The 13997-nt window shown below is 62.9% G+C and carries 9 protein-coding genes; 6 read left to right on the forward strand and 3 right to left on the reverse strand.

All coding sequences use genetic code 11. The features are described 5' to 3' along the window. The first annotated feature begins 9 nt into the window (after positions 1-9). The gene (locus tag INT40_RS03215) at positions 10-1716 is read left to right on the forward strand and encodes a class I adenylate-forming enzyme family protein (RefSeq protein WP_193095497.1); all 1707 of its coding nucleotides are present in this window, start codon (positions 10-12) and stop codon (positions 1714-1716) included. Here the strand turns inward: INT40_RS03215 and INT40_RS03220 are convergent. Together INT40_RS03220 and INT40_RS03225 are read right to left on the reverse strand one after the other, a co-directional pair. Further along, positions 1703-4381 (reverse strand): AAA family ATPase, encoded by a 2679-nt coding sequence (locus tag INT40_RS03220; protein ID WP_193095498.1) that lies wholly within the window; start codon positions 4379-4381, stop codon positions 1703-1705. The two genes, INT40_RS03215 and INT40_RS03220, sit on opposite strands and share 14 nt — an antisense overlap. Beyond that, positions 4378-5511 (reverse strand): metallophosphoesterase family protein, encoded by a 1134-nt coding sequence (locus INT40_RS03225; protein ID WP_193072491.1) that lies wholly within the window; start codon positions 5509-5511, stop codon positions 4378-4380. The genes INT40_RS03220 and INT40_RS03225 overlap by 4 nt, the downstream gene beginning before the upstream one ends. A gap of 192 nt (positions 5512-5703) precedes the next feature. Between INT40_RS03225 and INT40_RS03230 the strand changes: the two genes are divergently transcribed. The 3 genes from INT40_RS03230 to INT40_RS03240 are packed head-to-tail and all read left to right on the forward strand — an operon-like array spanning position 5704 to position 9791. Continuing rightward, positions 5704-6549, forward strand: coding sequence for an ABC transporter ATP-binding protein (locus INT40_RS03230; RefSeq protein ID WP_257929974.1), 846 nt, complete (start codon positions 5704-5706; stop codon positions 6547-6549). A 50-nt stretch (positions 6550-6599) separates the two neighbouring features. After that, positions 6600-7655, forward strand: a complete 1056-nt coding sequence (locus tag INT40_RS03235; RefSeq protein ID WP_319020929.1) for an iron-siderophore ABC transporter substrate-binding protein — start codon at positions 6600-6602, stop codon at positions 7653-7655. A 27-nt stretch (positions 7656-7682) separates the two neighbouring features. Then, the gene (locus tag INT40_RS03240; RefSeq protein WP_226830701.1) at positions 7683-9791 is read left to right on the forward strand and encodes an iron ABC transporter permease; all 2109 of its coding nucleotides are present in this window, start codon (positions 7683-7685) and stop codon (positions 9789-9791) included. Positions 9792-9831: 40 nt separating this feature from the next. Here INT40_RS03240 and INT40_RS03245 read toward each other — a convergent pair whose 3' ends face one another. Continuing rightward, the gene (locus INT40_RS03245) at positions 9832-10734 is read right to left on the reverse strand and encodes a LysR family transcriptional regulator (RefSeq protein ID WP_101569645.1); all 903 of its coding nucleotides are present in this window, start codon (positions 10732-10734) and stop codon (positions 9832-9834) included. A gap of 64 nt (positions 10735-10798) precedes the next feature. On the opposite strand from INT40_RS03245, the gene INT40_RS03250 reads away from it, so the two are divergent. Further along, complete coding sequence (locus INT40_RS03250; RefSeq protein ID WP_101569644.1) at positions 10799-12319, forward strand: malate:quinone oxidoreductase; 1521 nt, start codon at positions 10799-10801, stop codon at positions 12317-12319. A gap of 112 nt (positions 12320-12431) precedes the next feature. Continuing rightward, positions 12432-13997 carry an ABC transporter substrate-binding protein gene (locus INT40_RS03255; RefSeq protein ID WP_101569643.1) on the forward strand — a complete coding sequence of 522 codons (1566 nt, stop codon included), beginning with the start codon at positions 12432-12434 and terminating at the stop codon, positions 13995-13997.

Consider the following 13997-nt stretch of genomic DNA (forward strand, 5'->3'; position numbering starts at 1 on the left):
AATTCGGATATGAGCGATTGGTGCGAGACGCGACCCTGGTTGGCAACACTGGGCGAGGATGCTCCACGGCCCTACAGACTGGAAGCGTCGACGCCTCTTGCGGATTTGTCCGACACCGTTGAACACCACGGCGAGCGAGAAGCCATCAGCTACTACGGCTTCTCGCTCACCTGGTCGCAGTTCGACCGCTGGTCGACAGCTTTCGCCGCGTACCTGGCGGCGCAGGGAATCACTCGCGGGGACAGGGTGGGCATCTATGACCAGAACACCCCGGAATTCGCTCTCGCCGCCTTCGGCATCTGGAAAGCAGGCGGCACCGTCGTCCCGCTCAACCCGATGTATCGCGGGGAACTCGAACATATCTTCTCAACTGCCGAGGTCAAGGGCCTCGTCGTGTCGAAAGCCGCCTACCTCGACCGGGTCAAGCCATATGCACAATCGCTTCCCGTGGTCGTGCTCAGCGATGACCTCAGCTATCAGGTTCACGGCCCGGAGGCCATCTTCTCCGGGTTCGCGAATCTACCAGCGACTCCTGAGCTCGACCTTGTCCACGAGATCATTGAGGCCTACCTCGAGACTGACTTCACTCCTTTCACTCCCTTGCCTGACGACGATGCGCTCGTGGTGTTCACATCAGGGACTTCCGGTAAGTCCAAGGGTGCGCTTGCATCGCACGGCAACGTCTCGAACAATGCTCGCCAGACCGTGCGCACCGCAGCATTCGCACCCGGTGATGGCTTCGCGACGTTGGCGCCGCTGTTCCACATCACCGGTTTCGTCAGCCAGTTCATCGCTGCTGTGGCCGGTGGTGCCCGACTCATCCTCAACTATCGCTTCGCGCCGGGTCCCATGCTGGAGCTGTGCCGGCGTGAACGGCCGACCTATATGGTCGGACCGGCGACTGTGTACACGGCGATGTTGGCGCATCCTGATTTCACGAGGGATCATTTCTCCTCGTTCACACGCCTCAAGTCGGGTGGCGCTCCGTTGCCCGAGGGCCTGGTCAGCAAGTTCGAGGACAGGACAGGTCTCTACCTCGCTCAAGGCTATGGTCTGACTGAAACCTGCGCTCAGGCCGCGACAGTGCCCACGAATCTGCGTGCTCCGGTGGATGAGAACAGCGGGAACCTCGCGTGCGGACTCCCCCAAGCGGACACGATGATCCGGATCCTCGATGCCTCGGGTCAGGCGCTGGGGCCCAACGAGATCGGGGAGATCGCAATCTCCGGCCCTCAGGTGATCTCCGAGTATCTCAATGACCCGCAGGCCACAGCCGAGCAGATTCCCGGCGGGGAGCTGCGCACGGGCGACGTGGGTTTCATGGATTCCGAAGGGTGGCTCTTCGTCGTCGACCGGATGAAAGACATGATCAACGCCTCCGGTTTCAAGGTCTGGCCGCGTGAGGTCGAGGATGTCCTCTACACTCATCCGGCCATCCAGGAGGCCGCAGTTGTCGGCATTCCCGATGAGTACCGTGGCGAGGACGTTGCTGCGTTCGTCACGCTCGCGCCCGGCGCCGAGGCCGACGCTGTCAGCGAGTCCGACATCATCGCCTACAGCCGCGAACATCTCGCTTCGTTCAAGGCTCCGCACCGGGTGACGTTCATCGGTGAGCTGCCGAAGACGACTTCGGGCAAGATCCTCCGGCGGACGCTGCGAGAGGATGCTGTCGAGGCAGCTCAGGATGCGCGCGAGGCCGCGCTCAGCTCAGACTGACCGTCGTTGCTCCGCCGATGTTCCCGAAGCGGTCGGGCTGGCAGGTGAGCAGGATGACCTGAGCGCGCTGACCGACTGTACCGAGGATGACGTTGAGAGCGTTGAGACGCTCAGCATCGGCGAAGCCGAAGGCATCGTCGAGAATGACCGGTGCCCCAGAATCACTGTCGACGAGCGTGGCCACAGCGAGGCGGCCGATGAGTGCCAGCTGCTCCTTCGTGCCTCCGGAGAGTGATTCGAATGCAACGGTGCGTTCATTGAGGGTCCGTGAGACGATTTCGAGGTTCTCCGACACATCGACGGAGAGTCCCGGTCCGAAGACCAGTCGTCCCAGTCGCTCGATCTGCTCCTTGAACGGAGCCACATATTTCCGCTGTGCTTCTTCCTTGTGCGCAAGAACCGTGGACCGCAGCAGGTCGATTGCTCGGGCCTGGCGTCTCAGACGTGACAGTCTCCGACGTGCCGATTCCATGGTCTCTTCGGCGGCAGCGAGCTTCTCGTAGATGCCTTCGCTCGCACGGTCGTCGATGAGTGCCGACAGCTGGTCGACTTTCTGCCGGTCGGTCTCCCGCTGCGTCTCCTTGCTGAGCACCAGTTGGCGGGCGTTCTGCAGCTGCATCTCCAACGTCTCGGGGTCGGCAGCCTCGTAGTTCGCTCTGGCCTCTGTCACCTTCGCAGCAATGGCCTCGGACTCCGATGCCGCCGCCTTCACTGCAGTTTCGAGATCCTCATCCGCTGCTGCGGCTCGGGCCTGTTCAAGTGATTCCTTGAGACGAACGTGCTGTGCGCTCGCTTCCTGCAGCGTCGTCTGGGCGCGGACGGTGGCGACGCGTGCTTCATCACGTGACGTGCGGAGACGGTCGAGACTTGTCCGGGCAGCATCGAGGTCACGCTGTGCTGTGTCGGCGGCCTTCTCTGCCTCCTCGACGGCAGCTTCGAATTCCTTGATGCTGCGGGTGGCGGTAGTATCAGCCTCATCAGCCGTATCGGTCTCACGTTCTGCAGATGATTCGTCGTCTGCACTGTCGTCGTCGCCTGCGCTGTCTTCGACGTTTGCACCGGCCAGTTCCTGAGCTCGGGCCAATTTCGCTTCGAGGGTCGTGCGCTCTTCGTTGCCCAGCAGCGCCTTGAGAGTCGACGTCGCTTCGGCCAGGACAGCTTCGGCATCGGCCCGCCGGTGGGCCCGCTCTCGTGCCTGCTCGACCGAATCGACTCCAAGCCGTTCACACTCGGTATCGAAGGCCCTCTTCGCCGAAGTGATCGCTTGGTCCAGTTCTGCTGGTGAGATTCCCGGCCGGATGGTGATGTCGGCGATTCCGCCGATCGTGATATGCACGTCTTTGACGACAGCAACGTCTTCAGTGGCCCCTTGCCCGACGACCGCATCATCGACCGTCACCGCTTGGTCTCCGACTTGGGTGGCGACGATCCGCGCCGCCGCGGACGTCTTCGCGTTCTCGGCGATGCGCAGGTCTGTCGCCAGCGAGTTCAGTGTCTCAACGTCCCGGCTGGTCACCGCGATCGACGCGATGGTCGCCTGCGCTTGGGTTCGACGTTCGTCATGGTCTCTGACGGTCTCGAGGCGCTGGCTCAGATCGGTCAGATCTGCCCGGGCACGAGCCCGTGTGAGTTCGCGAGTCAGATCCTTCGCCGAGGAACGCGAGGCGTTGAGCACCTCCTGCTTCGCATCGACGGCCTTCTGCGCTGTTTCGAACTCTGTGTCCTGTTCCTTCTGAGAGGATTCCAGCTCGGATACTTCTTTGGAACCAGCGTCCACGGCGTCTTCGGCTGCGGTCACTTCTTCGATGAGCGTTGTACGGCGGTCCAAGGACTCCCGGGCGATCTGTTCATCCCGAGCAGCGGATTTCGCGCGATCAGTGACCTGGTCGAGGACGGTTTTGAGCTCCGCAATCGCTGCCGAGGCCTTCTCTGCCTCTTCCTTGTCCTCGCTGGCCTGCGTCAACTGGATGCGCACGGTCTCCAATCGTGCCGCGGCCCGTGCATGATTGTCGACGAGGTCATCCATTCCGCGACTGCGTTCGAGCAGGTCCTCATAGGCGGCCTCGACGACAGGCACCTGCGCGATGAGTTCCTTGTACTCCCCCGTCTCCCGCCCCTTGGCGGTGAAGTACTTCAGGTACTCGGCCTCAACCCGGTCGAGGAAGTCATCGTGATCAGCGACTTCGGCGCCGGATTCGCTCAAGGCGCTGTGAAGCGCCTTGATCTGTGCCAGGGGTGCCTGTGCCAGGCTCTCCCCCTGCGCCACGTCGAGTGCAACGAGAAGGTCGACGTCGACGGTCTCGTCGAGGATCGCAAGGAACCTGTCGTGGGCATCGTCGCTGCTCAGCTGCTCGGGGGCCGGCCGCAGGACATTGAGCTGCGTCTCCTGCTGTTTGAGCCACCGTTTGCGATATTTGAGCTCATAGCCGCCGGTGCTCAGATGCAGCTCGACTTCAGGGCCCACATCGGCTCCGACGGGCTGTATGTCTTTGATGCTGCCTTTGCGTGAGCTCGATTTGTCGTCACGAAGGTGAGTGATGGCTTGGTGGATCGAAGATTTCCCGACCTCGTTCGGCCCTTCGACGACAGTGACGCCATCCGTGAATTCGACGCGCGCATCCGTGATCCCGCGATAGTTCTGCAGGTGGATGGAATGGAGTTTCATGATCCGCTCCTTGCAAACCGGTAGAGCAGTCCCAGGGCATCCTGTGCGACCACCGCGCTTTCCTCGTCGCCGGCCGCCTGCGTGGAGAGTTCGTCGAGCGATTCCTGCAGGTATCCGCTCAATCCCAGTCCGGCGAAGTCGTCATCGGCGGCGATGACTGCGATGTCGGTGTGTCGTTCCCACAGGGAGACGACAGCGAAGAGGTCCGAGGCGTGGTCGAGGACTTCATCGAGCTTCGTCTTAGCTGCAGTCGAGAGTGTTCCGCGCAGGATCAACCAGACAGCCGTCCGGTCCTTGTCGGGAATATCGGCCAGCCGCTGCTCGAAATGGGTGATGTCGTCATAGGAGTTCACGTCCTCCTCGACGACGAGATAGGACCAGGCTCCGACGTGCACCTTCTCCACGGAACTAGCATGAGTTTCGGGGTCGATGTCGACAAGGAGGATATTTCCCGGATCGTCCTCGCGGCGCGATGTCACCTCGGGAGCGCCCGGGTACCAGATGCGTTCAGTCACCGCATGGGTTGCGTGCCTATCACCCAATGCGACGAATTGGGCTCGGTCCTCGATCAGCACGCTTCGGAGGGAAGCGTCATCGATGGTCGCCAGCGAATCCCGGTCGGGGTCAAGGGAACTCACGGCCCCGTGACCGGCGATGATGCGCACATTCCCCGGGGCCACCTCGACGAGGTTCCGGGTTGCCTGAGCCAGCAGATCGGCCTGAGGACGCTTGGAGAACCATGGGGCGCCGACGATTTCGACGCCGGGGATGACGTCGAACGGTTCGCTGTCACGCAGGACGTGCACGTGGTCTGGCTGACGAGAGGTGAAATCCGAGGAGTCGTAGATAGAGGCAGCGTCGAGAGGATCGTGGTTACCCGGCAGCAGAACGACGGGCACAGTGAAGGTGTTGAGGACTTCGAAGGTGCGGGAGACGATCGCACGGTCGAGCTGGTTCGACTCGAAGACATCTCCGCAGACGAGGACGAATTCACAGTCGCGTTCGGCCGCGATCTCACCGATCCGCGCGACAGCGTCGAGGCGGGCACGGTGGAACCGGGGGCGGGCTTCGGCGCTGAGGTAGTGAGCCGTCATGCCCAGCTGCCAGTCACCAGTGGCGACGAATCTCATGGGTTCCTCCTCGGGGTCTCCCCCATCCTATGTATTCAGACCCCACCCTACGATTCGACACTGACATGGCATGTGAGGCGAGTCATATTCACCGGGAGTGCACCCAGCAAATTTGCCGCATGACGCGGTCGACCCTCGCTCGCAGGCTCGAATTTCAACCCACCCCACCCTTACTTAGGTTAGGCTATGCATGTGAACCGCACAGAGACCTTGAACCGAGCCCAGCTGCAGGCTTCGGGCCTGCACCTGGGCTACAACCATGCGTCGGTCGTCCATGACGTATCCGTCTCGATCGCCCCTGGGAAAGTCACAGCACTCATCGGCCCCAACGGAAGCGGGAAATCGACGGTGCTGCGGTCCCTGGCCCGCCTGCATCCCATCAGCTCGGGCGAGGTCACCATCTCCTCGGCAGGATCGACCACGCCGGCGGCTGCACTGTCGGTCCGCGAATTCGCTCGCACGGTCACCCTGCTCTCCCAATCGCGCCCCCATCCATCGGGGCTGAGCGTGCGCGAGATCGTGGCCTATGGCCGCCACCCGCACCGCCGCCGGTTCGCCTCACTCACCACCAACGACCGGGCCGCCATCGATCAGGCCCTGGAACTGACCGGCACCGATTCGATGGCCGATCGTTCCGTCGATCAGCTCTCCGGAGGCGAGCTCCAACGGGTGTGGCTGGCCACCTGCCTGGCCCAGGAGACCGGCGTCCTGCTCCTCGACGAGCCCACCAACCACCTGGATCTGCGCTACCAGGCGGAGATCCTGGACCTCATGCGCGACCTGGCCGATGATCACGGGACCGCCGTCGGCGTCGTCCTCCACGATCTCAACCATGCCGCTGCCGTCGCCGATGACATCGTCCTGCTCAGCCAGGGCCGGGTCAGGTCCGCCGGCACTTGCGAGGACGTGTTCACCGCCAATGTGCTCACCGAAGTCTATGGTCTTCCGATCACCACCCGCCTCGATGAGGACACCGGAATGGTCCGGATTGAGGCGCTGCCACGTCGGCGTCGTCGGACCCTCGACGCAGCTTCCTGACTTCTTCACTGAAATACCGCCGTTTCACCTCTCAAGAAAGAGACACCTCCGTGAAAATTTCGCCTCAGACACATCTGCGCAAGCCCGTATTCGTCCTCGCGTCCGTCTCGGCTGTCTGCGCCCTCACACTGTCGGCCTGCGGCACGACCTCCACCGATGTTTCGGCCGATGATGGCTCATCCACATCGACATCCGAAGCGTGTGCCGACGACTCAAGCACCACCTCGGCGGACCCTGTCTCCGTCAAGGACGACACTGGCCACCAGATCGATCTCGACAAACCTGCCGCGAAGGTCGTCTCACTCGAGTGGCAGTACACCGAGGATCTGGTTTCACTGTGCATCGACCCGGCTGCCGTGGCCGATGCGAAGGGCTTCACCACCTGGGACACTGCGGAGAAGCTGCCTGAGGGCGTCACCGATGTCGGTACCCGGCAGGAACCCAATGTGGAGTCGATCCTCTCGGCGAACCCCGATCTCGTCATCATCGAGACGACCTCTCGCGATGACAAGATCGTCGGTCAGCTCGAGGACCAGGGCATCCCCGTCATGGCGATGACCGGAGCGAACGGCAAGGATCCCATCGGCTACATGAAGGACACCTTCTCCACCCTCGCCGAGGTGACCGGCCGTGGCGAGCGCGCGAAGACTGTCCTGTCCGACTTCGATGCCAAGGTCGAGGAGTCGAAGAAAGAACTCGCCGACGCTGACCTGCCCACAAAGGACTTCGTCTACTTCGACGGCTGGGTCAACGGCTCCAATGTCGCCCTGCGCCCCTTTGGTCAGGGTTCCCTGTTCGGTGAGCTGGGTGAGGAACTGGGACTGAAGAACGTATGGACCGGTGAGGTCGACCCGGCCTATGGCCTGGGGCAGACCGATATCGAGGGCATCTCGAAGGTCGGTGACGCGAACTTCTTCTACACCGGTACCGACGACCCGGAATCAGAGGACTATGTCGAGCTGCTGAAGAAGAACGACATCTGGTCGAACATTCCTGCTGTCAAGGACAAGCGCACCTACCCATTCCCCTCCGGCATCTGGACCTTCGGCGGGCCCAAGTCCTCTGAACAGGCTCTCGACGCCTACGTCGAGGCGCTGACCAAGTAGTCCATGTCCGCTCACACACCCACGAAAATGCCTGCGAACACCTCGGCGATGTCGACGCCCGACGCTCCGGCACGGAGGTTCGGAGCCATCGGCGCACTTTCCGCCGGCGGCGTCCTGCTCGGACTGGCTGTCGTCCTTGCCCTGATCTCGGCTTGGCACATCACTCAGGGCACCTCGGGGATCGGATTCCGGGATCTGTTCGCTGCGCTGACAGGGGCCTCGGACTCCCCCGCCGAGGTGGGACCGAGTGCCCGTGACATCCTCATCGGGTCACGGCTGCCGCGCGTGGGTGCCGGAATACTCGTGGGCGTCGCCCTCGGCGTGGCAGGTGCACTGTTCCAGTCACTGGCACGCAACCCGCTGGCCTCACCGGACACCCTCGCCGTCACCGGAGGCTCGTACTTCGCCGTCACCGTGGTCACGGCATTCGGGATCTCGATTCCGATGTGGGCCTCCGGTGGTGTCGCCTTCGTCGGTGGCCTGCTCGCTGCCGCCCTCGTTCTCGGCCTCGCCGGAGGCGCAGCGTCCTCGACTACTCGCCTGGTGCTCGCAGGCACTGCGACCGCATTGGCCCTGCAAGCCGGCACCTCGACGCTGCTCATCCTCTTCCAGGAGGAGACGACGAGCCTCTACTCCTGGGGATCGGGTACCCTCAATCAGCTCGATGGGACGGCCGCGATCCGCAGCATCCCTGTCATCGCCGTCATCACCGCCGCCGCCATACTGCTCTCACGCCGCCTCGATCTGCTCAGTCTCGGTGATGATGCCGCCTCGGTTCTCGGCGTGCCGATCCGCTCGACTCGTGCGATCGGGATATTGCTCGCCGTCATCCTCACCGCCACGGCAGTGACCCTGGCCGGGCCGATCGGGTTCGTCGGGCTCTGCGCCCCGGTCATCGCCAGGCTGCTCACGCGCCTCGTTCCAGTGCTCGGCAAGCATGCGGTGATGATTCCGGCCACGGCGCTCATCGGCGCGATCATCGTCATCCTCGCCGACGCCGTGCTGCGCGCCATCGTCGGAGCCACCGAGGCGATCACCCTGCCCTCAGGGGTGACCACTACGGTGCTCGGCGCAATCGTCCTCGTGGTCCTGGCTCGTTCCATGCGCTCCTCGGGACCTGCTCAAGCGACCTCGGCCGCCCGATCGCGGGTGTTCGGCATTCGTCGCGCAGTCGTCATCATCGCCACCGGGGTCGTCGTGCTCATCGCCGTCGCCGTCCTCGCGCTGCTGACCGGTGAACGGTTCTACCTCCTCGGCGACGTCGCGCTGTGGCTCCAGGACCGGGCGGCACCGGTCATCTCCTTTGCGCTCGACTCCCGCGCACCGCGTGTAGCTGCTGCTCTGGCTGCTGGTGCCGCCCTGGGGCTGTCGGGGACGTTCGTCCAGGCCAGCGCCCGCAATCCGTTGGCGGAGCCGGGACTGCTCGGCATCACGGGTGGCGCCGGTCTCGGTGCCGTCATCGTCATCACTCTGATTCCCGGAGCCACCGTCGTCCTCATCTCGAGCGCCGGCGTCATCGGTGCTCTCGTGGCCTTCGCCATCATCTACGGACTCTCCTGGCGCGGTGGGATGAACACCGACCGACTCGTGCTCATCGGCATCGGCATGTGGTTCGGCTTCACCGCCCTGACCACCTTGTTCCTCGTCCGCGCGAATCCCTGGGACACTCCAACGCTCTTCACCTGGCTCTCCGGTTCCACCTATGGCCGGGCCTGGGCGGATGTCGCGCCTGTGGCCCTCGTTCTCCTCGCAGCGATTCCCTTGGCCTTCGTGTGGACCAGGGAGCTGGACTTGCTGGCACTTGACGACGATACGCCGAGGTTGGTCGGGGTTCCGCGTGAACCCGTGCGCCTGGGCGTGCTCGTCACTGCGGCGGTGCTGGCCGCTGTCAGCGTCTCCGCCGTCGGCGTCGTCGGATTCATCGGACTTGTCGCTCCGCATGCGGCCCGTGCCCTCGTCGGCAGCCGGCATGCCCGCGTCGTTCCGACCGCGATGCTCCTGGGTGCGCTCGGACTGGTCGTGGCGGACGCTTTGGGACGGACGGTCATTGCTCCCGCGCAGATTCCTGCCGGACTCATCGTCGCACTCATCGGCGCTCCGTACTTCGTGTACCTATTGGCGCGCTCGCGGGCCTGAGAAGGAGTGCTCCTCACCGCTGGTCAGGCTGCCGCCGAGGTTACGGCATCGCCTCCCACTGCTGGGCTCGCTCGTGGATGAAGTCGCGCAGGCGGCCAACGACGCGACTGGGATGACGGACAGCCGAACACACAGAGACCTCACGGACATAGTCACCGCCACGCAGGACAACCTCGGCGATTCCCTCCATGTGGCGCACATTGCGCGGGATCAGCGCGACACCCATTCCCCGGCTGACGAATTCGCGGATCGTTGAGAACTCCGTGACTTCGGTCTTCACCTGTGGCCCGAACCCGGCATCCGCGCACCACTGGTCGGTGAGGCTGCGCAGATTGTAGGTCGCTGGATTGGCAATGAATTCCTCGTTCGCCAGCTGCGCCACGGTGACACTTCGCCTGCCCGCAAGCCGATGATTAGCAGGTACTGCGGCCACTATCTCTTGAGAAGCGATGACCTCATGCGGCATCTGGAACGGTGTCGGGATGATGATCGCCAGGTCGAGTGCCCCCTTCTGCAGATCCCGGACAAGCTCAGCACCATGTGCCTGCTTGAGATCGAGTCGGATTCCTGGGTGTCGCGAGCTGAAGGCGGCCAGAAGGTCGGGGATCTGGCCCGCACCCATCGTGAGCGGAAACCCGAACCGAATCGTTCCATGATCTGGATCGGCAGCCTCGGCGAGGTCCGCGATCGCGATTCCGATCTCTCGCATCGGCCCCCTAATCGAATCTGCGAGCGCCCTGGCGGCCCCAGTCAGGCTGATCGCCCTTCCATCGGGGACGATGAGGGGCACGCCGAGATGGTCCTCAAGACCGTGAATCCGCCGACTCATCGTCGACTGGGGAATGCCGAGTGCCGTAGCAGCCTCAGTCATATGCCCCTCCTGGTCGACAAGTTCCACCAGAGCGCTCAGCTGCGGGATCTGGCCCGCCACCCATCCATCCATATTCGGATTATATCGATACTATTCCGCATTGGACGGATGATTCGCTGCGGCGCATGGTGAGAGCATGAAGCGAAATACTGCTGCACCCCACACCCTCCCCAACGCAGATGTCGTACTCATCGGAGGCGGCGTCATGTCGGCCACCCTGGGCTCAATGCTCACTGTGCTCGACCCCGAGCTGCGCGTCGTCGTCCTTGAGAAGGCCGACACCATCGCTGGCGAGAGCAGCGACCCCTGGAACAATGCCGGAACCGGACACTCCGGGCTCTGCGAACTCAACTACATGGCAGACCCTTCGAACGGCGCGAAGCCGGCCGCGATCGCCGAGCAGTTCCACCTCAGCCGCCAGTGGTGGTCATACCTGGCTCAGCAGGGCCTCATCGCCGCAGACGACTTCATCCATTCCACGACCCATATGAACCTCGTCTTCGGAGCCGAGGATGTCGCCTATCTGCGTCATCGAGTCGAAACGCTGCGGGAGAATCCGCTGTTTTCGACCATGGAATTCACCGCTGACCCTGAGCAGATCGCGAAGTGGGCGCCGCTGACCATGGACGGGCGAGTCCGCGACGGCGAACCCATCGCCGCATCACGCGATCCGCGTGGCACCGACGTCGACTTCGGAGCACTGACGAAGGCACTGATGTCGATCGTCACCGACGATTCGGCCAATAAGATCCTTGTCGGCCATGAGGTCACCGGGCTGTCCAGCACCGCCGAGGGATGGGAGATCACAGGCAAATCACACCATGGCCGATTTTCACTTCGCGCAGGAACCGTCTTCGTCGGCGCCGGCGGATTCGCCCTGCATCTCCTGCAGAAGAGTCACATCCCGGAGGTGCGGGGCTATGCCGTGCTGCCGGTCGGCGCTTCGTTCTACCGCAGCTCCACTCCCGCTGCAGTCCGGCACCATGAGGCGAAGGTCTACGGTCAGGCCGATGTCGGCGCTCCCCCGATGTCCGTGCCCCATCTCGACAAACGCATCATCGACGGCAAGGAGCATCTGCTGTTCGGCCCCTATGCGACGTTCAGCACCAAGCTGCTCAAACACGGCAAGCTCAGTGACTTCTTCACCACGCTGCGCCTGGATAATCTCCACGTCATCGCCGCCGCGGGCCTGCAGAACCTCGACCTCGTGAAATTCCTCGTCACGGAGCTCGCCGCCGGTCCGAAGAAGAAGTTCGCACAGCTGCGTCGCTACTATCCGAAGGCACGATTCAACGAATGGCAGCTCGTTCCCGCCGGGCAGCGAGCACAGCTGGTGAAACCGGATGCCAAGCACATCGGCGTTCTGCAGCAGGGCACGGAACTCGTCGTCGGTGCCGACGGTTCGATCGCGGGACTCCTCGGCGCCTCTCCTGGAGCCTCGACCGCCGTGCCGATCATGCTCAATCTGCTGCGCTCGGCTTTCCCCACCCGGTGGCATCGCGGATGGAAGGACATCATGAGCCAGGCGATCCCCGACATCGACAGAACAGACTGGGACACCGAGGCTGTAGCGCGCAGTTCCGCCGCCACCGACGCTGCACTCGGGCTCGGCACCTCCGCCCGGCTGAAACCGCAGGTTAAGGCTCCCACCTGGTGAGACATTGGTGGAATGCCACAGCATAGAACACTCAGCGTTGTGGCATGGCAGATTGAACGGAGGCCGATGGGGATTTAGTGTGAGCTACAACACCTAACGTAAGGAAGCTCACATGAAGGTCCGTCTCCCCCGCCGAGCGCTCGCGATCGGTTCCGCCCTGGCTCTCACCTTCGGTCTCGCAGCATGCAGCGGAGGCGACAAAGGAGGAGGCGAGGCCGGCGACACGATCGTCGCCGAAACCGCCTTCAACCTCAAGACGATCGATCCCCACCGACAGTTCGAGTTCACCGGTTCCACGATCGACACCGCGATCTATCAGACGGCGCTGGAGTTCAAAGACGGCGATCTCACCAAGCCGACCGATGGCCTGTGCTCCTTCGAGATGTCCGACGACAACAAGAAGATGACGCTGAAGCTCAAGGAGAAGGACGCGAAGTTCTCCAACGGCGACCCTGTCACCATGGATGACGTCGTCTTCTCCTTCGAACGGCTTAAGGGCATCAAGGGCAATCCCTCGTTCTTCCTCGACGGCGTCACCATCAAGAAAGTCGACGATGAGACCGTCGAGCTGACCAGCAAAAAGCCCAATCCTGCGCTCCCCTACATTCTGCCCAATGCCTCGATCGGCATCGTGAATTCGAAAGTTGTCAAGGAGAATGAAGGCACGACCGATGAGAAGGACGGTGCCGAGGCATTCCTCAACGAGAACTCGCAGGGCTCGGGGCCGTACAAGGTCGACAAATATGATGCCGACAGCCAGGTGGTGCTGACGGCGAACGAGCATTACAACGGCCCGAAGCCGAAGTTCAAGCGCGTCGTGCTGCGCAACGTCTCTGCAGAGACCCAGCTGACCGATATTCAGTCCGGTCAGGCGCAGGTCGCCTATGACCTCAATGCCGACCAGGCGAAGCAGATCGATGACTCCATGGGTGAGATCGCGAGCCTGCCATCGACACGCAGCCTCTACATCTTCAACAACACCGATGAGAAGCTCGGCGGACCGGCCGCCGACCCGAACTTCCGCAAGGCCGTGATGTCCGCCATCGACTACGACAAACTCACCGACCTCGCCGGGGAGGGATCTCAGCGCATGGCCAGCCTCGTCCCCAACGAGTTCATCGGTGCCGTCCCGAAGGATCAGGCGCCAGAGAAGGACCTTGCCAAGACGAAGAAGCTGCTGAAGAAGGCCGGCTACAAGGGTGAGAAGATTCCCTTCCACTACTCGAGTGACCAAGCAGTCAACGGAGTCGATCTGGCTCAGCTGGCAGAGACTCTGCAGGCTCAGCTGAAGGAGGCCGGCATCAATCTCGCGCTGAAACCGGCACCGAGCTCGACACAGCTCGACGGATTCCGCTCGGCCAAACAGCCCATGGGCATCGGCACCTGGGGTGCCGACTACCCGGATCCCACGAACTACAACGTCTTCATCCCCGGCGGCAGTGTCGCCGATCGCGTCAACTGGGACTCCGATCCGAAGCTGAAGAAACTCGCCGCGGAGGCAGAGAAGGCCACAGACAGCGACCGTGACGCCGCCTATGCCAAGCTGTACAAGGCGACCACGGACACGGGTGTCTGGATTCCTCTGGTCCAGCCCGTCAACACCGTGGCAGTGGGATCGAGCATCAACAAGTACGTCTCCAATGCCGACATCTCATTCGACTTCGCGAAAGCCGAGTAA

Origin of the sequence: Brevibacterium sp. FME17, assembly GCF_014897515.1 — a bacterium.
In the GTDB taxonomy this organism is placed as follows: domain Bacteria; phylum Actinomycetota; class Actinomycetes; order Actinomycetales; family Brevibacteriaceae; genus Brevibacterium.